Origin of the sequence: Pseudomonas chlororaphis subsp. chlororaphis, from assembly GCF_003945765.1 — a bacterium.
Classification (GTDB): Bacteria; Pseudomonadota; Gammaproteobacteria; order Pseudomonadales; family Pseudomonadaceae; genus Aquipseudomonas; species Aquipseudomonas chlororaphis.
Genome location: NZ_CP027712.1, coordinates 5,801,434 through 5,822,095, shown reverse-complemented (window position 1 = coordinate 5,822,095; position 20,662 = coordinate 5,801,434). Strand labels below are relative to the sequence as shown.

The following is a 20,662-nucleotide window of genomic DNA, read 5'->3' as shown; positions in this document are numbered from 1 at the left end:
GGGGCTTTGCGTCAGTAAAGTCGTAATCGCGGAAACCACAAGGGGAGCCGAAGCTCCCCCAGAAGTGTTTGCGTGCTCTATTTTTATTATTGGTTTCGGGCTTTTTGTTTTTGTTTAACGCCCTTGTCACCTGGTTAACCCAGGATGACCCTCCCAATCGGGAGCCAAGAGCAAACGGATTGCTTTGGTCGCTGTGTTGCAATGATCGATGATCCAACCAGTTCAGGCTCTGCCTTAGGGCAGTTTTTGTTGTTCTCGGCCTGGTTGTGGGGCAAGCCCCAATGACAACGCCTCTCCAAAAGAATCAGTTAGCTGCGCCTCCGCCGTGTTGTTTTTATTGTGCGTGAGTCGATTCGTCTTATTTTTATTGTCTTATGCATTGCTTGTTATTGTTCTTGTACCAAACATATAGCAGGTGCCGTGCCAACTTTTGCAAAGACCAGTAAAACAAGGGGTTAGGCGTGGTGTTGAAGTTTTCGCGGGCGAAAAAAAGCCGGGGCTTCGTTACCTTAAGCCCCGGCTTTTGTTACGTGAAATGACTGAGGTAACAGTTTTTTCACAAGGTCGCGTGTTACCCGCAACCCGTTACCGCCGGATTTCAGCTTTCGCTGGCGACCCCGGTCTTGCGCCGTGGGATGCCCAGGCGCTGGCGGCGTTCCCACAGGCATTTGCGGCTGACGCCCAGTTTGCGCGCCAGTTCGGTTTCGGTCATATGGTCCTGGTGCTCGAGGACGAAATGCTGGAAGTAGTCTTCCAGCGACAGGTCTTCGGTCGGCTCGTGGCTGCTGTTGTTGGCATTGGCGGCCTGGGGCGCCAGGCCGATGAATTCGTCGTCTTCCAGATCGCTCAGTTCGATATCGATACCCAGCAGCTCGGCGGAGATTTCCGGGCTTTCGCACAGGATGACCGAGCGCTCGACGGCGTTTTCCAGTTCGCGAACGTTACCTGGCCACGAGTAGTGACGAATGGCTTGCTCGGCGTCCGGAGCGAACTTCAGGTCAGTGCGGCCCACGCGCGCGCTTTGACGGGCGAGGAAGGCATTGGCGATTTCGTTGACGTCGGCGCCGCGCTCGCGCAGGGCTGGCAGTTTCAGGGCAATCACGTGCAGGCGGTAATACAGGTCTTCACGGAACTGGCCGATCTTGGCCAGGCTCTTGAGGTCGCGGTGGGTCGCGGCGATCAGGCGCACATCGACCTTCTGCGATTGCACCGAACCGACCCGGCGAATCTCGCCTTCCTGCAGCACACGCAACAGGCGGGCCTGGGCTTCGAGTGGCAGTTCGCCGATTTCGTCGAGGAACAGGGTGCCGCCGTCCGCCGCTTCCACCAGGCCGGCGCGCCCGGCGCTGGCACCGGTGAAGGCGCCTTTTTCATGACCGAACAGCTCGGACTCGATCAGGGTTTCCGGAATGGCCGCGCAGTTCACCGAGATCATCGGCGCCTTGGCGCGCTTGGACAGGTTGTGCAGGGCGCGGGCTACCAGTTCCTTGCCGGTCCCGGATTCACCCTGGATCAGTACATTGGAGTCTGTCGGGGCGACCTTGCGGATCTTGCTGTACAGGTCCTGCATCGGTGGGCAGGAACCGATGATGCCGATTTCGCCGTTGCTGGCGCTGGTCTTGTCCGCGCCATTGCCCGGCTTGGCGGCCGGCCGCTCGTTGGGGCTGCTTTGCGCGGTCTGGCGGTCGCGCAGGATGCGCGCCACGGCCTGGAGCATTTCGTCGTGGTCGAAAGGCTTGGCGATGTAGTCCACCGCGCCCATCTTCATCGAGTCGACCGCCGAGCGCAGGCTGGCGTAGCTGGTCATGATCAGCACCGGGGTACCCTGGCCGAGCTTGATCAGTTCGGTGCCGGGGGCGCCCGGCAGGCGTAGGTCGCTGACGATCAGGTCGAACGTGGGAATGCTGAAACGCTCTTGTGCTTCCTGCACGGAACCGGCTTCGCTGACCTGGTACTGGTTGCGTTCCAGCAGGCGGCGCAAGGCGGAGCGGATAATTGTTTCGTCTTCGACGATCAAAATGTGCGGCATTGATTCGATTCTCTCGACGGTCTCAGTTCACAGCGGACGTCGCTTCGACATGACGCGGTAAAGTCACCCGGATACGGGTGCCGCGTTGGCTTTCGGTGTCAGCCGGGCTGTCGATGGTGATTTGTCCATAATGCTCTTCAACGATGGAATAGACCAGTGCAAGGCCCAGTCCGGTGCCCTCGCCAGGATCCTTGGTGGTGAAGAAGGGTTCGAACAGTCGATCCATGATGCTCGAGGGGATGCCGCTGCCTTCGTCTTCGACGATCAGGTCGATCGTGTGTTCGCCGGCCTCGCTCTTGACCCGTACCGCGCTGCCCGCCGGTGAGGCGTCGCGGGCATTGGATAGCAGGTTGATCAGTACCTGGGCGAGCCGCTGCGGGTCGCCGTCGACCCAGTGGTCCGGATCGCACAGGTTGAAGAATTGCACTTCGAAGTTGCGCCGGTTCAGCGCCAGCAGACCAATGGCGTCCTGCGCCACCTCGGCCAGGCACACGGCTTCGTCGTTGTGCTGGTGGCTGCCGGCGTGGGCGAAGCTCATCAGCGACTGGACGATGCGCGATACGCGCTTGGTCTGCTCGAGGATCTGGCCGCTGATTTCGGTGAGTTCGCCGTCTTCTTCGCGCTCTTCGCGCAGGTTCTGCGCCAGGCAGGCGATACCGGTGATCGGATTGCCGATTTCGTGGGCCACGCCGGCGGCCAGGCGGCCGATGCTGGCCAGTCGTTCGGAATGCACCAGCTTGTCTTCGAGCATCTGGGTTTCGGTCAGGTCTTCCACCAGCAGCACCAGGCCGCTGTTGCCCGGGGCCAGGGGTTCGTCGATGGCGGCCTTGTGCAGGTTCAGCCAGCGGGTCTGGCCATCGAGGGCCAGGTGCTGTTTATGCAGATGTTCATCGGGGATGTTGATGAAGCCTTGCAGCAGCTCTCTCCAGGGATCGGCGATGGTGCTCAGGCGCGAACCGACCACATGCTGCGCCGGAATGCTGGTGAGCTCTTCCATGGCCTTGTTCCACATGAGGATTTCCTGGTCCTTGGCCAGGGAGCAGACGCCCATCGGCAGCTCCTGCAAGGTCTGGCGGTGGTAGCGGCGCAAGGCGTCGAGCTCGGCGGCCAGGCCGGTCAGGCGCGAGTGGTAGTCCTCGAGCCGGCTTTCGATGAAGTGAATGTCTTCGGTCACATAGTTTTCGCCGCCGGCCTTGTAGGGCAGGAAGGTTTCCACCATGTCCTGGGCCACGCTGGGGCCCATCAGGCCGGACAGGTTGGCCTCGATACGGTCGCGCAAGCGGCGCAGGGCATAGGGACGGCGTTCGTCGAAGGGCAGATAGAGGTCGCGCAGCGCCTGCTCGACTTCCTTCTGCGCGGCCTTGGCACCCAGGGGCTTGGCCAGCTGGGTGGCGAACTCCTGGGGGGAGGCGGCATGCAGTTCGCGACGTTGCGGCCGGCGCACGTTGTCCACCGCGCAGGCTTCGGCGGCGCTGGCTTCTTCGGAGCTGGCGTTGGTGAACAGCGAAATCAGGGTGAACATCAGGACGTTGGCGGCCAGCGAGGCGATAGCCGCCATGTGCCAGCTGGTGTCGTCCAGCACATAGATCATGTTCAGTAGCGGTATATAGAAGCCCTGCAAGTTGCCGATCAGCGGCAGCAACATGGTCACCAGCCACACTAGCGTCCCGGCCATCAGCCCGGCGATGAAGCCGCGCCGGTTGGCAGTCGGCCAGTACAGCACCGAGAGTACGCCGGGGAGGAACTGCAGGGTCGCGACAAAGGCCACGATGCCGAGGTTGGCCAGGTCCTGTTCGGCTCCCAGCAGCAGGTAGAAGGCATAGCCGGCCATGATGATGGCCACGATCAGTGCGCGGCGGGTCCATTTCAGCCAGCGATAGATGTTGCCTTCGGCCGGTGGCTGATACAGCGGCAGCACCAGATGGTTGAGGGCCATCCCCGACAGCGCCAGGGTGGTGACAATGATCAGGCCGCTGGCGGCGGAAAGCCCACCGATATAGGCCATCAAGGCCAATGCCGGTTTGTTGGCGGCGATGCCGATGCCGAGGGTGAAGTATTCGGGGTTGGTGGTGGCGCCCAGTTTCAAGCCGGCCCAGAGGATCAGCGGCACCGCCAGGCTCATCAGCAACAGGAACAGCGGCAGCCCCCAGCTGGCGCTGACCAGCGAGCGCGGGTTGAGGTTTTCGGTGAAGGTCATGTGGTACATGTGCGGCATCACGATCGCCGAGGCGAAGAACACCAGCAGCAGAGTGCGCCATGGTCCTTCCTGCAATGGCGTGTGCAGGGCGGCGAGGGCGGTCTGGTTCTGCAGCAGCCAGAGTTCCAGCTGTTGCGGGCCATCGAACACACCGTACAGGGCGTAGAGGCCGACGCCTCCGATGGCGATCAGCTTGATCACCGACTCGAAGGCGATGGCGAACACCAGGCCTTCGTGCTTTTCCCGGGTGGCGATGTGCCGGGAGCCGAAGAAGATGGTGAACAGGGTGATCAGCGCGCAGAAGCTCAGGGCCACCCGGTGCTGCACCGGCTCGCGGGTGAGGATACCGATGGAGTCCGCGACCGCCTGGATCTGCAAGGCCAGCAGCGGCAATACCCCGACCAGCATGATCACCGTGGTCAGCGCACCGGCCCAGGTGCTGCGAAAACGGAAGGCGAACAGGTCGGCCAGCGACGACAGTTGGTAGGTGCGGGTGATTTTCAGGATCGGGTAAAGCAGCACCGGCGCCAGCAGGAAGGCACCGGAAACCCCGAGATAACTGGAAAGAAAACCGTAGCCGTACTGATAGGCCAGGCCGACCGTGCCATAAAAGGCCCAGGCGCTGGCGTAGACCCCGAGGGACAGGGTGTAGGTCAGCGGGTGGCGGATGATCGAGCGCGGGATCATGCCGCGTTCGCTGATCCAGGCCACCCCGAACAGCACCAGCAGGTACGCGGCGCTGATCAGGATCATCTGGGTCAGGCTAAAGCTCATCGGCATCTTTTTGGCTCTGCAGGATGAAGGTCACGACGATCAGGATCAGCCAGAGCAGATACGGGCGATACCAGGCGCCCGTAGCATCGATCCACCAATCCATGATGGCGGGGGAGAACAGATAGATCCCCACTACCAGCAGCAGGACCAAGCGATAGATGTACATCTCGGCCTCTCTTTATTGTGTGCGTGCCCGAAAACGTGCGGCGATGGTAACGGATGGGCGCCAACCTGCAAGGGGCGTCAGCGGATTTGCGCTTCGGGCACGCTCAGTGTGCGCGGGATCAGTAAAGCATCCCAGTGTTCGATGCCCCAACTCAGCACTTCCCGAGGGCTGGCATGGGCCATTTCGCTGTCGGTTTTCTGCCCCAGGGCGCGCAAGGCGCGCAACAGCAGCGGGGTGGCCTGGTCCGCGGCCAGCGGCGGGGAGCGGTAGGACTTGCCCAGTTTATGCCCATCCGGCTGGGTGATCAGCGGCACATGCAGGTAACGCGGCTGTGGCAGGCCGAGCAGCTCCTGCAGGTACAGCTGACGTGGGGTTGAGTCCAACAGGTCGGCACCGCGGACGATATCGGTCACCCCTTGCCAGGCATCGTCGAGCACCACCGCCAGTTGATAGGCGTAGAGGCCGTCGCGGCGGCGGATCACGAAGTCGCCCACATCCCGTCCCAGGTGCTGGCGGAATTCGCCCTGGACCCGATCAGTGAAAGGATATTCCAGCTCCGGCACGCGCAAGCGGATGGCGGCATCTTCCTGGCCATGTCCGGCATTGCGGCACAGCCCCGGATAAATGCCGTGGTAGGGCTCCAGTTGCTTGCGCGAACAGGAGCAGGCGTAAGCCAGGCCCTGGTTGAACAGGCGGTTGAGGACTTCGGCGTAGGCCGCGTGCCGCTCGCTCTGGCGGACCATTTCGCCGTCCCACTCGAAGCCGTAGCTTTCCAGGGCCTTGAGAATGGCCGCCTGGGCGCCGGGCTCTTCCCGGGGGGGATCGAGGTCTTCCATGCGCAACAACCAGCGGCCGCCGACGGCGCGGGCATCGAGGTAGGAGGCCAGGGCTGCGACCAGCGAGCCGAAATGCAGGTGCCCGCTGGGGGTTGGGGCAAAGCGCCCGATATAGGAGGAGGCGTGAGAGGCAGTCATGGAGAGGATGTTACTTCGTTCGGTCCCAAGGTGACGATGGCGTCTGGCGGATCGCCATCGCGAGTAAGCTCGTTCCTACAGGGGGGGAGGCGGCAGAAACAAAAACGGAGCGTTCGCACGCTCCGTTTTTCATTCAAGCCAGCGATTATTTGCCGACTTGTTTTTCCTTGATTTCCGCCAGGGTCTTGCAGTCGACACACATGTCGGCGGTAGGGCGGGCCTCCAGGCGGCGAATACCGATCTCGACGCCGCAGGATTCGCACCAGCCGTATTCTTCGTCTTCGATCAGTTGCAGCGTCTTGTCGATCTTCTTGATCAGCTTGCGCTCACGGTCGCGGGCGCGCAGTTCCAGGCTGAATTCTTCTTCCTGGCTGGCACGGTCGGCCGGATCGGGGAAGTTGGCTGCTTCGTCTTTCATGTGATCAACAGTGCGATCGACTTCCTGCATCAAGTCCTGTTTCCACTTGTTCAGGATCTTGGTGAAGTGCTCGCGCATGGGCTTGCCCATGTACTCTTCGCCTGCGGTTTCAACATAAGGCTCGAAGCCGCTGATCGATTGATTCTGTTGCTTTGCTTGGGTGGGCATGAAATGGACCGCCTCTACTCATGTAATCCATTGCGCAGGATTGCTCCATCACCGACACATGCCGGCCCTGCGACTGCAAGCGGGCGAACTTACCAGATCAAATCGGACGGCGCTACTCCCGGTTGTCGAGCCCGCGTCCCGCGGCGCTTGCAAAGGTCGATGCCGCCTGGCCTGGTCTGTTCGGGGGCCTGGTCAATTAATGATTTTAGCCAAGCCTGGGCCTGGTGTCGGTGTTCTTTAATGGGTTGGATGGCGGGGCTCAAAGGCTTTGGGCTCTCCCTTGTCCCCGGGGTTGGGTAGAATCGGTTTTTTGCTCACTTCAATGAAGGAAGGCTAATGGCTCAGCCCTACAGTGCGCGCAGCCGCGCTATCGAACCTTTCCACGTGATGGCCCTGCTGGCCCGTGCCAATGAGCTGCAAGCGGCCGGGCACGATGTGATTCACCTGGAAATCGGTGAACCGGACTTCACCACGGCTGAGCCGATCATCAAGGCCGGGCAGGCCGCGCTGGAGGCAGGCAGGACCCGCTACACCGCCGCCCGCGGGATTCCCGAGCTGCGCACGGCCATCTCCGGATTCTATCGGCAGCGTTACGGGCTGGACATCGACCCCGAGCGCATCATGATCACGCCCGGTGGTTCCGGTGCGCTGCTGCTGACCAGCAGCTTGCTGGTCGACCCCGGCAAGCACTGGCTGCTGGCGGACCCTGGCTACCCCTGCAACCGACACTTCCTGCGCCTGGTGGAAGGCGCGGCGCAACTGGTGCCGGTCGGCCCGGACGTGCGTTATCAGCTGACACCGGATCTGGTGGAGCGCTATTGGGATCAGGACAGCGTCGGCGCCCTGGTGGCATCGCCGGCCAACCCCACCGGGACCTTGCTTTCCCGCGACGAACTGGCGGGGCTGTCGGCCGCGGTGAAGGCGCGTAACGGTCATCTGGTGGTGGACGAGATCTACCACGGCCTGACCTACGGCTGCGATGCCGCCAGCGTGCTGGAAGTCGATGACAGCGCCTTTGTCCTTAATAGCTTTTCCAAATATTTCGGCATGACCGGCTGGCGCCTAGGCTGGCTGGTGGCGCCGCAGGCGGCGGTCGGCGAGTTGGAGAAGCTGGCGCAGAACCTCTACATCAGCGCCCCGAGCATGGCCCAGTACGCTGCGCTGGCCTGCTTCGAGCCAGACACCATCAGTATTTTCGAAGAGCGTCGCAACGAGTTTCAGCGGCGCCGCGACTTCCTCCTGCCAGCCCTGCGCGAGTTGGGTTTTGGCATTGCGGTAGAGCCGGAAGGGGCGTTCTACCTGTATGCCGATATCAGCGCCTTCGGCGGCGATGCCTTTGCCTTCTGCCGGCATTTCCTCGAGACCGAGCACATTGCCTTTACCCCGGGGCTGGATTTCGGTCGCCATCAGGCCGGGCACCATGTCCGGTTCGCCTACACCCAGAGCCTGCCGCGCCTGCAGGAAGCGGTGGAGCGGATTGCCCGTGGCCTGCGGAGCTGGCAAGGCTGATGCGTTTTCATCCCCCACTCGAAGAAGGTCGCCTGGTCCGTCGTTACAAGCGTTTTCTCGCCGATATCGAGACCATTGGTGGCGAGTTACTGACCATTCACTGTCCCAACACCGGTTCCATGTTCAATTGCATGGTCGAGGGTGGGCAGGTCTGGTTCAGCCGTTCCAATGACCCCAAGCGCAAATTGCCGGGGACCTGGGAAATCAGCGAAACGCCCCAGGGGCGACTGGCTTGCGTCAATACGGCGCGGGCCAACACGCTGGTGGAAGAAGCCTTGCACGCCGGGGTGATCGCTGAGTTGAACGGTTTTACCGCCCTCAAGCGGGAAGTGCCCTATGGCCAGGAAAACAGTCGTATCGACTTCCGCCTGGACTATCTGGACGGCCCGGCTTTCGTCGAGGTCAAAAGCGTCACCCTGGGCTTCGACGGCTCCGCGGTCGCGGCCTTTCCGGATGCGGTGACCCAGCGTGGGGCCAAGCACCTGCGGGAATTGGCCTGTCTGGCGCGGGACGGTATTCGCGCGGTGCAGTTGTATTGCGTCAACCTGTCGGGTGTCGAATCGGTGCGACCGGCCGAAGAGATCGACCCCGGTTATGCCGCGGCGCTGCGCGAGGCGGTGGCGTCCGGGGTCGAGGTACTGGCCTACGGGGTACGCTTGACCGCCGAGGAAGTGTGCATCGACCGTCGTCTGGACGTATTGCTCAACGGCTAAAGCTGAACCCAGATGCCCTGGCTGTCTTCCCGGCAGGGGATGGCCGTCAGGGATTGCCCGGCACAGGGGCCGGCCACGCATTCACCGTTTTCGATCAGAAACAGCGCACCGTGGGTGGCGCACTGGATCAAGCTGGCGCTGGGATCGAGGAACTGGTCGGGTTGCCACTCCAGAGCGACCCCGCGATGGGGGCAGCGATTGGTGTAGACGTATACCTGTTGATCGCGGCGCACCGCGAAAAGCGGCCGGCCTTCAAGGTTGAAACCTCGGCTGGAAGCCTCCGGCAGATCGCCGGGGGGGCAAAGAAACTTCATGTCTATCCTCGGTAACCGACGGCTCTGGGCTCAGGCTGTCACAGTTTTCCTGTGGGCGCTTGGTGAAACATGTCTGTGCTTGACGGTCAAATGCAAACAATTATCAAATGGCCGCTTCGCCTGTGGGGCGCTTGCTCATTTCGATGCCTGGGTTGCAGGGCATGTCACATGTACGGCGGCTTCCGTGGGCCCACTCTCTGAAGGAAATACCTTTATGCGTTCGAGTGCCCGCGCAATCGCGCTCTGTGTCGGACTTCTGGCCAGCCATGCCGCTGCGGCGGCCGAGCTACCACAACGCTGGGTGAGCGCCGGCGGCGCCTTGTCCGAATGGGTGAGCGCGCTGGGCGCCGAATCGAAGCTGGTGGGCGTGGACACCACCAGCCAGCATCCCGAATCCCTGAAGAGCCTGCCGAGTATCGGTTATCAGCGTCAGTTGTCGGCGGAAGGCATTCTCAGCCTGCGCCCGCAGATTCTGGTGGGTACCGAAGAGATGGGGCCGCCGCCAGTACTCTCGCAGGTGCGCAGCGCCGGGGTGCAGGTCGAGCTGTTCTCGGCCCAGGCCGACCTGCCGACCCTGCGGGACAACCTGCAGCATCTGGGCAAGTTGCTGGGTAGCGAAGACAAGGCGACGCAGCTGTTCGAGCAATACCAGCAGCAGCTGGAGCAGCAGCGGGCCTGGGTCGGCCAGGCCCAGAAGAAACAGGTCGCGCCAGGTGTGCTGCTGTTGCTCGGGCATGCGGGTGGCAAACCTCTGATTGCCGGTAAGGACACGGCTGCCGACTGGCTGCTGCAGCAGGCGGGCGGGCGCAACCTTGCGACCCACACGGGCTACAAGCCCTTTTCCAATGAGTCGTTGGCCGAACTCAACCCCGAGGTGCTGGTGTTTGCCGATCGCAGCCTGAGTGGTGAGGCAGCCCGCGCCGCGCTGTTCAAGGAGAACCCGATTCTCGCCTCCAGCGGCGCGGCCAAGGCCGGCCGGGTCTTCGAGATTGATCCGACCTTGCTGGTGGGAGGCCTGGGGCCGCGCTTGCCACAGAGCCTGAAACGGCTGTCGGCCGGTTTCTATCCAGCCGAGTCGGGCCAGGCCAGCACCGCCCAATGACCCCTTTGCTTAAACCCCGCACGTTGTTCATTGGCCTGAGCCTGCTGTGTCTGTTGGCGATCTGGCTGTCCCTGGCGCTCGGGCCGGTCAGCCTGCCGTTGCTCGATACCCTGCGCGCTGCCCTGCGTTTGCTGGGCCTGCCTATTGAGGGGCAGGGCCTGGAGCAGGCTGAACTGATCCTCGGGCAGATTCGCCTGCCACGCACCTTGCTGGGGCTGGCCGTAGGGGGCGTCCTGGCCCTGTCCGGCGTGGCGATGCAGGGGCTGTTTCGCAATCCCCTGGCCGACCCGGGGCTGGTAGGCGTTTCGAGTGGCGCGGCGCTGGGCGCGGCCTTTGCCATCGTCGGTGGCTCGTTGCTGGGCGGCGTGCCGGAAGTGATCGGTCCTTACCTGCTGTCGTTCTGTGCCTTTCTCGGTGGTCTGGTGGTGGCGTGGCTGGTTTACCGCCTGGGGCGGCGCAACAGCCAGACCCATGTGGCGACCATGCTGCTGGCCGGGATCGCGTTGACGGCGCTGGCCAGCTCGGCGGTGGGCCTGTTCACCTACCTGGCCGACGATGCGACCCTGCGCACCCTGACGTTCTGGAACCTGGGCAGTCTCAACGGCGCCAGTTATTCGAGGTTGTGGCCGCTGCTGTTGATCAGCGCGGCCGTGGCATTGTGGCTGCCACGCCGGGCCAAGGCCTTGAATGCCTTGCTGCTGGGTGAATCTGAAGCCGGTCATCTGGGGATCGATGTCGAACGGCTGAAGCGGGAGCTAGTGTTCTGTACCGCGCTGGGGGTCGGCGCGGCTGTCGCCGCTGCCGGGCTGATCGGCTTTGTCGGGCTGGTGGTGCCCCATCTGGTGCGACTGCTGTCGGGGCCTGACCACCGGACCTTGTTGCCGGCGTCGATACTGGCCGGCGCCAGCCTGCTGTTGTTGGCGGATCTGGTGGCACGCCTGGCGCTGGCGCCTGCGGAGCTGCCCATTGGCATCGTGACTGCCTTTATCGGTGCGCCATTCTTTCTGTTTTTGTTATTGCGAGGGCGCGCCTGATGCTGCGAGCGGAAAATCTGGCGGTGCGCCGTGGCAGGAAAACCGTGCTGGAAGGGATCGACCTTGAGCTCAAGCCCGGTGAAGTGCTGGGAGTGCTGGGGCCCAATGGCGCGGGCAAAAGCACCTTGCTGGCGGCCTTGTGCGGTGAGCTGAAACCCGATCAGGGGCAGGTCTGGCTGGATCAGCGTGAGCTCTCCAGGTGGGACGGCGGGCAAAAGGCGCAAAGGCTGGCGGTGTTGCCGCAAAGTTCGACGCTCGAGTTCGCCTTCCGGGTCGAAGAGGTCGTCGGCCTGGGGCGCCTGCCTTATCAAAGCGGCCGGGCGCGGGATGACGAGATCGTCCTGCAGGCCCTGCAAGCGGCGGATGCCGGGCACCTGCACGGTCGCAGCTATGTGGCCTTGTCGGGCGGCGAACGTCAGCGCGTGCACCTGGCTCGGGTGTTGGCGCAGCTATGGCCGGGCGCGGTCGGCCAGACCCTGTTGCTCGATGAGCCGACCTCGGCCCTCGACCCTTTGCATCAACATGTCACTTTGCAGGCCATCCGCGAATTTGCCGATCGTGGGGTCGCGGTCCTGGTGATCCTGCATGATCTGAACCTCGCCGCGCGATATTGTGAACGCCTGTTGCTGCTCGAAGGCGGGCGGCCCCACTCGCTGGACAGCCCGGCACAGGTGCTGCGGCCCGAACCGCTCAAGGCGGTGTTCGGACTGGAGGTGTTGGTGCAGGCGCACCCCGAGCGCGGCCACCCTTTGATCATCGCCCGCTGAGGCGATTCGCGGAGACGCCACATGCGTGTGTTATTGATCCTGAGCGTGTTGCTGCTGGGCGCCTGCGAGGGCGTGCCGGTCATGCCTGAACTTCCGGTCCAGGCTGAACACGGGGCGATTCAGGACCTGCGCAGTGGAAAGCTCCTGACTCCAGAGGAACTGGTCATTCGTCTGGCCCGGGCGCCGCGGGTAATTGTCGGCGAGCAGCATGACCACCCCGAGCATCACGCCTTGCAGCTGTGGTTGTTGCAGGCGATGGCGACCCAGCGCACGCAAGGCAGCCTGCTGTTGGAGATGCTCACGCCGGACCAGCAGCCGCGGGTCGACGCGCTCCGCCAGCACAAGGCGGCGCAGGGCTTGCCCGATGATCTGCCAGGTGCATTGGCCTGGTCGCCGGGGTGGGATTGGGCGCTGTACGGACCTGTCGTGCGCTATGCGTTGCTCCAGCCTTATCCGTTGCTGGCCGCCAATCTGGATAGCTCCGAAGTTCGCGACATCTATCGCCAGGCACCAGCCTTGAGTGGCGAGCACTCGAATGCCGCCCTGGTGCGCAATGAGTTGCTGCAGCAAGTTCGTGATTCCCATTGTGGCCTGCTGCCCGAAAGCCAGATGCCGGCGATGCTGGCGGTTCAGCAGCAGCGCGACCGACGCATGGCCGAGCGCTTGCTGGCGGCACCGACGCCGGCGCTGCTGTTTGCCGGGGCCTTTCATGCACGCAGGGATGTCGGGGTGCCGGTTCATCTGCGGGACCTCGACGCATCGAACGGCACCGTGGTGCTGATGCTGGCGCAGAAGGGCATGCAGGTATCGCCGCAAAGCGCGGATTACGTGTGGTACAGCGCGCGGTTGCCGGAGAAGGACTACTGCGCCCAGATGCGCCAGTAGGCTTTTTTCAGGCAAAAAAAGACCCGGCAAGAGCCGGGTCAAATAACCGTGATTAGCCTGATGAGGAGATAATCTGAGAGTCCGAACCACTGGTCTTCCAGGTTATCGACTGATCTCGCGATCAGTTGTGATAATCATAACGATTCTCATTTCCAAGTCAACAAGGTTTTTCCTGTTTCTGCGAATTCCGCCAAACGCTCGTTTGGATTGCTTGTAAAAACGGGGCTTCAAAGGTTGGCGCTCAGGCTGTGCAGGCGGCTGACTTCCTTGTTCAACAGGTCGATTCGCCGTGCCATGCTTTCGATCAGGCTATGGGCGATACGTGGATTGCTCTGGGTCAGGCTGAGAAACTGGCTCCTGGGGATCAGCATCAGGGTGGATGGCTCGCTGGCAATCACGCTGGCGTTGCGTTTCTCCCCGGTGAAAATGACCATCGCACCAAAGATCTCGTCCTTGGGCACATCCCCGACCTTGTGTCCGTCGACAAAGGCTTCGGCGTGCCCTTCGATGATGACGAACACATGATCGGCGTCATCGCCCTGGCGAATCAGCACTTCGCCCTTGGCCACGCGTTGAAAGCCGTTGCTGTTGCGCAACTCGGGCTGCTTGAGGCGGGCAACGGCATCGGAGAGCAGGGCGGTTTGTCCGATCAGGTACTGCAGAAACAGTTCGGCCCGCTGTTCGTCGGCATACAGATGCTGGAACACCGCGGCGCGCTGATAGGGGATCAGGCTCAACGGCTGCTCGCTGCTGAGTTGCCAGTGCGGCAGGTCCACGCCTCGGCGCAGTCCGAGCAGATCGCCTTCATGCAGATAAAACAGTGGGCACTCATCGACGCTGGCTTGTACCTGGCCGCTTTCGAGCAGGAACAGCTGGCTGTCGGCAAGGCTGCTGGAGAGGTCTTTGGAAGGGGCCGGCATCGGCGTAAGCCGGTTGTTCCCCCAGTAAATACATAAAAAGCCTGCCAGGTCAGTTCTTTTGGCGTGAAGAAATGGCATCCAGCTGTTTGTTGAGTGCTTCCTTGCGTTCTGCCGGAATGTCATTCCAGTGCACATCCATCAGTGCGCCTTCAATGGCGTACAACAGCACCTTCGAGGCTCGAAACCCTCGGGTCCGCACGGCCCGATAGGCATCCACCGCCCCCAGGCGGCGCAAGTCCGAAGCGCTATGGATGCCCACCGCATGCAGCCATTGTGCCGACGTCTTGCCAAGGTTCTTCAGGTGTTGCAATTCATCATTCATCAAGCCTCCTTGCGACGGCCGAATGGTGCGTGGGCGAGTCTCAAAGGAGTGTAGCGCTCAGTAGGAAAAGCGCTGTTCTTTGGTCGGTTTTGGCGCAAAAGCTTCTAAGGCGACAGAGGAAAGTACGCCAGAAACAGAGGAACGAGGGGGGAAGGGAGAAGACCAAGTCCAGCGTAAGGCAAAGAGCGCCGGACCTCGGAGCAAAAAGGGGCGATTACTTGGTGCGGTAGCGCAGGCGAGTACCGAAATTGACGGACATCAGGATTTCATCGGCAGTCAGTTCGGGCGGAAAGTAGGCGCCGGAGATTTGCGCATGGGCCAGGCTGGCGCCTTCCATGGAGGAATTGCGCAGGTCGAGGCCGCGCAGGTCGGCAGAGCGGAAGTAGGCGTCGGTGAAGTCGATGCCGTCGGCATTCAGTTCACGCAGGTCAAGCCCACGAAAATCGCCGCCGCGCATGTCGACAGTCTGGTCTTTCGGGCGTTCCCGGTTAAAGCCGTCGATGTCGTCTTTGTGCAGCAAAGCGTAAAGGGGAGTATCGAGAAGTTTGGGCTGACTCATGGGGCGTCACCTGCTGGAATTATGACGCCAGTATAGTGCCACTATTTTTCAGCCGTGAAGCCTTTGCGGTTTCACGGCTGAAATAGGTGATTACAAGCCTGGGAGACGCTGGCGAATGTTCGCGACCAGGGCGTCGAGGCTCCCGCTTTCATTGGTCTCGACGCGCTTGCTGCGCAGCACTTCCTCGGCGCTCAGGGTTTCGCGATTGGCTTGCTGCTGTTCGATCACGGCCAGGGTCGCGTCCGACGGGTCGTTGCGATCGGCCTGGCGTTGCGCCAACCAGCTGGCAATGACGGCCTGCGGGGCATTGCAGTCGATGATCAGGCAAGGCGTGCCGGTCGCTTCGGCAACCTTGGCCGCAGCATCACGCTGGTCGCGCTTGAGGTAGGTGGCGTCGATGACCACCGGGAAACCGGCGCGCAGGACGATACCGGCAAGTTCATGCAGGCGGTCATAGGTCGCGGTATTGGCTTGGGCATTATAAATGCCGGCATTCGGATCGTTCTGTACCTGCTGCTCGCCAAACAGGCGTTTGCGCTCGACATCGGAACGCAGGCGAACGGCGCCCAAAGCTTCCACCAGACGCATGGCCACATGGCTTTTGCCAACGGCGGAAACGCCAGAAGTGATCGCCAGGAAGCGCGATGGAATGGTGCTGTAGCTTTCTGCCAGGTTGGCGTAGTTGCGGTACTGGCGCAGGGCTGTGGCGCGCTGCATCGGACTGGCGTCGGCCGGCATGCTGAACAGGGCGACCTTGGCCCGTACCAGGGCGCGGTAGGATTTGTAGAAATTCAACAGCTCCAGGCCCTGATAGTCACCGGTCTGTTCCAGGTACTGGCTGATGAAACGGCGTGCCAGGCATTTCAGGCCGCGGTCCTCCAGGTCCATGGCGAGGAAGCCGGCGTCGGCATAGACGTCAGTGAAACGGAACGGCTCGTTGAACTCGATGCAATCGAAAATCACCACCTTGCCGTCGATAAGCGTCGCATTACCCAGATGAATGTCGCCGTGGCATTCACGGATGAAGCCTTCGGCCTTGCGCTGGACGAGGAGTGGCTTGAGTCGTTCGAAGCTGCTTTCGGCCCAGGCTTGCAGGGCTTCGAGCTGTTGCAGGTCGGCCTTGTCGCTGAGGAATGGGCGGATCTGCTCGAAGTTCTGACGCACCGGCTCCATGACGCTTTCCGGGGTGCCGGCTTCGTGGGCTGCCGGGACCCGGGGGGCTTCGAGGTGGAACCTGGCAATCTGCCGGGCCATTTCGTCGATGTGTGCGGTGGTCAGTTCGCCATTGGCTTGCAGCGTGCTGAGCAGCTGGCTTTGCGGGAACTGGCGCATTTTCAGGGCGTATTCGATAACCGGGCCGTCACCCGCGATCTGCGGCGCTTCGGCACTGCCGGTGATCGGCAACACTTCCAGATACAAATCATCGGTCAGGCGCTGGTTCAGACGCAGCTCTTCGCCGCAGAAGTGCCCGCGCGCTTCAAGGCCGGTGAAATCGAGAAAGCCGAAGTTGACCGGCTTTTTCAGCTTATAGGCATAGGGACCGGTGAGCAGGACCCAGGAGATATGGGTCTCGATGACCTGGAATCCGTCTACGGGATGCGGGTAGAGGGCCGGGTTTTGCAGGGCGGCGATCAGGGATTGGCTCACAGGCGATCCTTCAGAGTCGGGGAAAATTCAAGGGCGTCATTATGGCCGCTGACAGGGCTAACGCAAACCTCGGGCGGCTCCTGTTGACGATGAATAAAGTGCGTATAATCCGCCGCCATGACTCGTACTCGATCCCCCCGTTCCGCTAAAAAACGTCCGTCTAGTGGCCCGCGCCCCTGGCTGGGCTGGGCCTTGAAGCTCGGTCTGGTCGCTCTGGTGGTGCTCGCCGGCTTTGCGGTTTATCTCGATGCCGTGGTCCAGGAGAAATTCTCCGGCAAGCGCTGGACCATTCCGGCCAAGGTCTATGCGCGCCCGCTGGAGCTGTTCGTCGGACAGAAGCTCAGCAAGGACGATTTCCTCACCGAACTCGACGCACTTGGCTATCGCCGCGAAAGCGTGGTCAATGGCCCTGGTGCCGCGTCGGTCAGTGGTAACACCGTTGAACTCAATACCCGCGGTTTCCAGTTCTATGAAGGCATGGAACAGGCGCAACCGGTGCGGGTGCGTTTTTCCGGTGACTACGTGGCCGAGCTGTCAGGTAGCAAAGGCTCGAAACTGGCCGTGGTACGCCTGGAGCCGCTGCTGATCGGCGGCCTGTATCCGAAGAATCTCGAAGACCGGATCCTGATCAAGATCGATCAGGTGCCTCCTTATCTGCTGGAAACCCTGGTGGCGGTCGAGGACCGGGATTTCTACAGTCACTTTGGCGTGTCGCCCAAGTCGATCGCACGGGCGGTGTGGGTCAATACCTCGTCCGGCGCCATGCGCCAGGGCGGCAGTACCCTGACCCAGCAGTTGGTCAAGAACTTCTATTTGACCAACGAACGCAGCCTGAGCCGCAAGCTCACCGAAGCGATGATGGCCCTGCTGCTTGAGCTGCATTACGACAAGCGCGAGATCCTCGAGGCGTACCTCAACGAGGTCTTCGTCGGCCAGGATGGCCAGCGTGCCGTGCACGGTTTCGGCCTGGCCAGCCAGTTCTTCTTCAGCCAGCCGCTGGCCGAGCTCAAGTTGCATCAGATCGCCTTGCTGGTGGGGATGGTCAAGGGGCCGTCCTATTACAACCCGCGTCGTTATCCGGAGCGCGCGCTGGAGCGGCGTAACCTGGTGCTCGATCTACTGGCGCAGCAGGGTGTGGCGACGCCGGAGCAGGTCGAAGCGGCGAAGAAAATGCCCTTGGGCGTGACCAAACGCGGCAGTCTGGCGGACAGCTCGTTCCCGGGCTTCCTGGATCTGGTGAAGCGTCAGCTGCGTGAGGATTACCGCGACGAAGACTTGACCGAGGAAGGCCTGCGGATCTTCACCAGCTTCGACCCGATTCTGCAGATGAAGGCCGAGGCTTCGGTCGGGGATACCTTCAAGCGCCTGGCCGGGCGCAAGGGATCGGATGAAGTCGAAGCGGCGATGGTGGTGACCAACCCGGAAACCGGCGAAGTCCAGGCCATGATTGGCAGCCGCCAGGCCGGTTTTGCCGGTTTCAACCGGGCGCTGGATGCGGTGCGGCCGATCGGCTCCCTGATCAAGCCCGCGGTTTACCTGACGGCGCTGGAGAAACCCAGCCAATACACCCTGACCAGTTGGCTCTCCGACGAGGCGTTCTCGGTGAAGGGGGGCGACGGACAGGTGTGGAAGCCCCAGAACTACGACCGTCGTTCCCACGGCACGGTCTTCCTTTATCAGGGGCTGGCGCATTCCTATAACCTGTCGACCGCGCGCCTGGGCCTGGAAGTCGGTGTGCCGAACGTGCTGAAAACCCTGGGGCGCCTTGGTGTCACCCGCGAATTCCCGGCGTTCCCTTCGATGCTGCTGGGGGCGGGGGGCTTGAGCCCGATGGAAGTCGCCACCATGTATCAGACCCTGGCCAACGGCGGTTTCAATACCCCGATGCGCGGGATCCGTAGCGTGCTGACCGCTGAGGGCGAACCGCTGAAGCGTTACCCGTTCCAGATCCAGCAACGTTTCGATCCAGGTTCGATCTACCTGATCCAGAGCGCGATGCAGCGTGTCATGCGCGAAGGTACCGGCAGTTCGGTCTACAACGTGCTGCCGCGCTCCCTGGCGCTGGCGGGCAAGACCGGTACCAGTAACGATTCCCGCGACAGCTGGTTCGCCGGTTTCAGCCAGGATCTGCTGGCCGTGGTCTGGCTGGGGCGTGATGACAACGGCAAGACACCGTTCACCGGCGCCACCGGTGCGCTGCAGGTCTGGACCAGTTTCATGCGCAAGGCCGACCCGTTGCCATTGGATATGCCACAACCGGATAACGTGGTGCAGGCCTGGGTCGACTCGCGGACCGGGCAGGGCTCGGATGCCAACTGTCCGGGCGCGGTACAGATGCCGTATATTCGCGGCAGCGAACCTCCTCCCGGTCCGGCATGCGGTGGCGAAAGCCCGGCGTCCGGCGAGTCGGTGATGGATTGGGTCAAGGGCTGGATGAATTAAGCGAAGAGGGTTTGACGTGAACAAGTGGTGGATTCCAGCTATTACAGCTCTGGCTTTGCTCAATGGTTGCGCCAGCGTGCAGCGTGGCTCGATTCCGGTGGTGGACTCCGGTACCGCGGTGTCCAACAGCGAACGCATTTCGGCCAATGGCGGTTTCCGTCAGACGACCATCAAGCGTCCTGCGCAAGCTCAGGCTCAAAGTATTCCCCAGGATTCGGGCGTGGTGGTGATGGTGCCGGGTGGGGCTGCGGCCACTGCCGCGCCGATCAGCAGCGCACCGATCACCCCGGGCCCGATCACCCCAGGTCCTATCGATACCGCGCCGATCCAGTCCGCGCCGATCAATCAGGGCAGCTACAGCCTGCCGCCGACGCCGAGCGGAGTGCCTTCGGCCAGCTCCGGCGGGCTGTCCGCCGATGAGCAGCTGGACGGTCCGGTGCTGGCCCTGTTGACCACCGCTCAGCAGCAACAGGCGAGTGGTGATCTGAACGGTGCTTCCTCCAGTCTCGAGCGCGCCCAGCGTGTCGCGCCGCGTGAGCCGCAGGTGCTGTATCGCCTGGCTCAGGTACGCATGGCCCAGGGCGATGCTCCGCAGGCTGAACAGTTTGCCCGTCGCGGCCTGAGCTTCGCCAACGGTCGTCCGGATCTGCAGGCCAGCCTGTGGGCATTGATTGCCCAGGCACGCGAGAAACAGGGCGATGCCGCCGGTGCCGCTCAGGCCCGGCAAAAAGCCAAGGTGTCGCTCTGATGGATGCACGTTTTCCAAAGATTGCCGATCAGTTGCTGTTGATCGAGCGTGAGATGCGGTTACAGGGGTTGTGGGATGACACTCCGCCGAGTGCCGAAGCGCTGGCCAGTGTCGAGCCGTTTGCCGTGGATACGCTGGAGTTCGAGCAGTGGCTGCAGTGGATCTTCCTGCCGCGGATGAAGGCGATTCTTGAGCAGGATCTGCCTTTGCCCAACGCCTCGGGTATCCAGGAAATGGCCGAAGTGGTATTCGCCGGTCGCTCGATGCAAGGCCGGGACCTTCAGTTGCAGATCCTGCTCAAGGAGTTTGACCAACTGATCGGCGGCGCCCGCTAAACCTTCTGCAACCACTGCCTAGCGGCAGTGGTTGTCTATCGCCTTCTGTGTTTCCGCAATGCGCTGCTGCCGTTGTTCCTCGGTCAGGCGGCGCATTCCCCCCTCTGTGTTCTCGCTCAGGCGCGGGTTGTTCTGCAACTGCGTCAGGCTGGCCCGTGCCTGTGTGCAAAAACGCCTGCGTTCGGCTTCCTGCCTGGCGAGCTGCTGCTTGACCTGATTGTCCATGACTTGTTGCTGAGGGCCCGGCTTGTCGGGCGGCGGAGTACTGCTTGCACCTTTCGGCGCTTTTGGCAGGGTGATGGCAGTGCTGCCCACGCCTTGGGGTGGCTGGGCGTCGAAATGGGTGACTCCCTGGGCGTCGACCCATTTGTAAATCTGGCCGGCCTGGCACGGGAGGCTCATGGCGAGCAGCAGGCCAGCGGTCATGGCGAAGGTTCGCATTTTTGAATTCCTTATCCAGGATTGCGCAATTGAAGCGCAGACACTCGCGGTTTACAGGTTTTTTCTTGCGTTCTCATGCGCTTAGTTCGAATAAAGCACATTGACGTCTTGACTTGCAGAGGGCGAAACAGAAGAATCCAAAGTCCGCTGTAGAGGGACTGCCAGAAGCAGACCCACTCGGCAGAACATGAGGCGCAC

General features: G+C 62.1%; 19 protein-coding genes and 1 pseudogene. 9 read left to right on the top strand and 11 right to left on the bottom strand.

From position 1 onward, the window contains the following. Nucleotides 1-598: 598 nt before the first annotated feature. The 5 genes from C4K27_RS26405 to dksA all read right to left on the bottom strand — a co-directional run bounded on the left by C4K27_RS26405 (nt 599) and on the right by dksA (nt 6,726). On the bottom strand, nt 599-2,029 hold the full coding sequence (locus C4K27_RS26405) for a sigma-54-dependent transcriptional regulator (RefSeq protein WP_053262696.1): 1,431 nt from the start codon (nt 2,027-2,029) through the stop codon (nt 599-601). Between the two features lie 22 nt (nt 2,030-2,051). Then, nucleotides 2,052-5,006, bottom strand: coding sequence for a sensor histidine kinase (locus C4K27_RS26400; protein WP_009045655.1), 2,955 nt, complete (start codon nt 5,004-5,006; stop codon nt 2,052-2,054). After that, a complete protein-coding gene (locus C4K27_RS26395; protein ID WP_003176118.1) occupies nt 4,990-5,166 on the bottom strand; it encodes a hypothetical protein in 177 nt (58 codons plus the stop codon). The genes C4K27_RS26400 and C4K27_RS26395 overlap by 17 nt, the downstream gene beginning before the upstream one ends. Nucleotides 5,167-5,243: 77 nt before the next feature. After that, on the bottom strand, nt 5,244-6,140 hold the full coding sequence (gluQRS, locus tag C4K27_RS26390) for a tRNA glutamyl-Q(34) synthetase GluQRS (RefSeq protein WP_053262695.1): 897 nt from the start codon (nt 6,138-6,140) through the stop codon (nt 5,244-5,246). Nucleotides 6,141-6,285: 145 nt separating this feature from the next. Beyond that, nucleotides 6,286-6,726 carry an RNA polymerase-binding protein DksA gene (gene dksA / locus C4K27_RS26385; protein ID WP_007924645.1) on the bottom strand — a complete coding sequence of 147 codons (441 nt, stop codon included), beginning with the start codon at nt 6,724-6,726 and terminating at the stop codon, nt 6,286-6,288. 336 nt (nt 6,727-7,062) lie between these two features. On the opposite strand from dksA, the gene C4K27_RS26380 reads away from it, so the two are divergent. Both C4K27_RS26380 and sfsA read left to right on the top strand, forming a co-directional pair. Next, nucleotides 7,063-8,235 (top strand): pyridoxal phosphate-dependent aminotransferase, encoded by a 1,173-nt coding sequence (locus tag C4K27_RS26380; protein WP_053262694.1) that lies wholly within the window; start codon nt 7,063-7,065, stop codon nt 8,233-8,235. Further along, nucleotides 8,235-8,948 carry a DNA/RNA nuclease SfsA gene (sfsA, locus tag C4K27_RS26375; protein ID WP_053262693.1) on the top strand — a complete coding sequence of 238 codons (714 nt, stop codon included), beginning with the start codon at nt 8,235-8,237 and terminating at the stop codon, nt 8,946-8,948. The genes C4K27_RS26380 and sfsA overlap by 1 nt, the downstream gene beginning before the upstream one ends. Here sfsA and C4K27_RS26370 read toward each other — a convergent pair. Beyond that, nucleotides 8,945-9,262 (bottom strand): Rieske (2Fe-2S) protein, encoded by a 318-nt coding sequence (locus C4K27_RS26370; protein WP_053262692.1) that lies wholly within the window; start codon nt 9,260-9,262, stop codon nt 8,945-8,947. The genes sfsA and C4K27_RS26370 overlap by 4 nt on opposite strands. A gap of 214 nt (nt 9,263-9,476) precedes the next feature. On the opposite strand from C4K27_RS26370, the gene C4K27_RS26365 reads away from it, so the two are divergent. From C4K27_RS26365 to C4K27_RS26350, 4 genes are read left to right on the top strand one after another with little or no spacing between them, the layout of a single operon-like run. Then, complete coding sequence (locus tag C4K27_RS26365) at nt 9,477-10,364, top strand: heme/hemin ABC transporter substrate-binding protein (protein ID WP_053262691.1); 888 nt, start codon at nt 9,477-9,479, stop codon at nt 10,362-10,364. A 50-nt stretch (nt 10,365-10,414) separates the two neighbouring features. Next, on the top strand, nt 10,415-11,398 hold the full coding sequence (locus C4K27_RS26360) for a FecCD family ABC transporter permease (protein ID WP_164523784.1): 984 nt from the start codon (nt 10,415-10,417) through the stop codon (nt 11,396-11,398). Further along, a complete protein-coding gene (locus C4K27_RS26355; protein ID WP_053262689.1) occupies nt 11,398-12,165 on the top strand; it encodes a heme ABC transporter ATP-binding protein in 768 nt (255 codons plus the stop codon). The genes C4K27_RS26360 and C4K27_RS26355 overlap by 1 nt, the downstream gene beginning before the upstream one ends. A 21-nt stretch (nt 12,166-12,186) precedes the next feature. Next, entirely contained in the window at nt 12,187-13,050 is an 864-nt protein-coding gene (locus C4K27_RS26350) for a ChaN family lipoprotein (protein ID WP_053262688.1), read from the top strand. Between the two features lie 227 nt (nt 13,051-13,277). On the opposite strand, the pseudogene C4K27_RS26345 reads toward C4K27_RS26350, so the two are convergent. The 4 genes and pseudogenes from C4K27_RS26345 to C4K27_RS26330 form a co-directional block, all read right to left on the bottom strand. Then, nucleotides 13,278-14,004, bottom strand: a pseudogene (locus C4K27_RS26345) (Crp/Fnr family transcriptional regulator). Between the two features lie 15 nt (nt 14,005-14,019). After that, nucleotides 14,020-14,292, bottom strand: a complete 273-nt coding sequence (locus C4K27_RS26340) for a TfoX/Sxy family protein (protein WP_007924634.1) — start codon at nt 14,290-14,292, stop codon at nt 14,020-14,022. 214 nt (nt 14,293-14,506) lie between these two features. Further along, nucleotides 14,507-14,851, bottom strand: coding sequence for a pentapeptide repeat-containing protein (locus C4K27_RS26335; protein WP_007924632.1), 345 nt, complete (start codon nt 14,849-14,851; stop codon nt 14,507-14,509). A gap of 90 nt (nt 14,852-14,941) precedes the next feature. Then, nucleotides 14,942-16,498 (bottom strand): bifunctional aminoglycoside phosphotransferase/ATP-binding protein, encoded by a 1,557-nt coding sequence (locus C4K27_RS26330; protein WP_053262687.1) that lies wholly within the window; start codon nt 16,496-16,498, stop codon nt 14,942-14,944. A gap of 117 nt (nt 16,499-16,615) precedes the next feature. Between C4K27_RS26330 and mrcB the strand changes: the two genes are divergently transcribed. Genes mrcB through C4K27_RS26315 form a run of 3 tightly spaced genes read left to right on the top strand, consistent with a single transcriptional unit; the run spans nt 16,616 to nt 20,023 of the window. Beyond that, nucleotides 16,616-18,940, top strand: a complete 2,325-nt coding sequence (gene mrcB / locus C4K27_RS26325; RefSeq protein ID WP_007924629.1) for a penicillin-binding protein 1B — start codon at nt 16,616-16,618, stop codon at nt 18,938-18,940. A 16-nt stretch (nt 18,941-18,956) separates the two neighbouring features. Then, nucleotides 18,957-19,688, top strand: coding sequence for a tetratricopeptide repeat protein (locus C4K27_RS26320; protein ID WP_007924627.1), 732 nt, complete (start codon nt 18,957-18,959; stop codon nt 19,686-19,688). Next, nucleotides 19,688-20,023 (top strand): YqcC family protein, encoded by a 336-nt coding sequence (locus C4K27_RS26315; protein ID WP_053262686.1) that lies wholly within the window; start codon nt 19,688-19,690, stop codon nt 20,021-20,023. Before C4K27_RS26320 ends, C4K27_RS26315 begins: the two co-directional genes overlap by 1 nt. 18 nt (nt 20,024-20,041) lie before the next feature. Here C4K27_RS26315 and C4K27_RS26310 read toward each other — a convergent pair whose 3' ends face one another. After that, on the bottom strand, nt 20,042-20,464 hold the full coding sequence (locus C4K27_RS26310; RefSeq protein ID WP_053262685.1) for a DUF4124 domain-containing protein: 423 nt from the start codon (nt 20,462-20,464) through the stop codon (nt 20,042-20,044). Nucleotides 20,465-20,662: the final 198 nt, after the last annotated feature.

What these genes read in the sequence shown, in the direction of transcription:
- mrcB (WP_007924629.1), top strand. Translation starts at nt 16,616, where the DNA reads ATGACTCGTACTCGATCCCCCCGTTCCGCTAAAAAACGTCCGTCTAGT.
- C4K27_RS26335 (WP_007924632.1), bottom strand. Translation starts at nt 14,851, where the DNA reads ATGAGTCAGCCCAAACTTCTCGATACTCCCCTTTACGCTTTGCTGCAC.
- C4K27_RS26400 (WP_009045655.1), bottom strand. Translation starts at nt 5,006, where the DNA reads ATGCCGATGAGCTTTAGCCTGACCCAGATGATCCTGATCAGCGCCGCG.
- C4K27_RS26355 (WP_053262689.1), top strand. Translation starts at nt 11,398, where the DNA reads ATGCTGCGAGCGGAAAATCTGGCGGTGCGCCGTGGCAGGAAAACCGTG.
- sfsA (WP_053262693.1), top strand. Translation starts at nt 8,235, where the DNA reads ATGCGTTTTCATCCCCCACTCGAAGAAGGTCGCCTGGTCCGTCGTTAC.
- C4K27_RS26380 (WP_053262694.1), top strand. Translation starts at nt 7,063, where the DNA reads ATGGCTCAGCCCTACAGTGCGCGCAGCCGCGCTATCGAACCTTTCCAC.
- C4K27_RS26340 (WP_007924634.1), bottom strand. Translation starts at nt 14,292, where the DNA reads ATGAATGATGAATTGCAACACCTGAAGAACCTTGGCAAGACGTCGGCA.
- dksA (WP_007924645.1), bottom strand. Translation starts at nt 6,726, where the DNA reads ATGCCCACCCAAGCAAAGCAACAGAATCAATCGATCAGCGGCTTCGAG.
- C4K27_RS26350 (WP_053262688.1), top strand. Translation starts at nt 12,187, where the DNA reads ATGCGTGTGTTATTGATCCTGAGCGTGTTGCTGCTGGGCGCCTGCGAG.
- C4K27_RS26405 (WP_053262696.1), bottom strand. Translation starts at nt 2,029, where the DNA reads ATGCCGCACATTTTGATCGTCGAAGACGAAACAATTATCCGCTCCGCC.
- C4K27_RS26370 (WP_053262692.1), bottom strand. Translation starts at nt 9,262, where the DNA reads ATGAAGTTTCTTTGCCCCCCCGGCGATCTGCCGGAGGCTTCCAGCCGA.
- C4K27_RS26310 (WP_053262685.1), bottom strand. Translation starts at nt 20,464, where the DNA reads ATGCGAACCTTCGCCATGACCGCTGGCCTGCTGCTCGCCATGAGCCTC.
- C4K27_RS26315 (WP_053262686.1), top strand. Translation starts at nt 19,688, where the DNA reads ATGGATGCACGTTTTCCAAAGATTGCCGATCAGTTGCTGTTGATCGAG.
- C4K27_RS26365 (WP_053262691.1), top strand. Translation starts at nt 9,477, where the DNA reads ATGCGTTCGAGTGCCCGCGCAATCGCGCTCTGTGTCGGACTTCTGGCC.
- C4K27_RS26395 (WP_003176118.1), bottom strand. Translation starts at nt 5,166, where the DNA reads ATGTACATCTATCGCTTGGTCCTGCTGCTGGTAGTGGGGATCTATCTG.
- gluQRS (WP_053262695.1), bottom strand. Translation starts at nt 6,140, where the DNA reads ATGACTGCCTCTCACGCCTCCTCCTATATCGGGCGCTTTGCCCCAACC.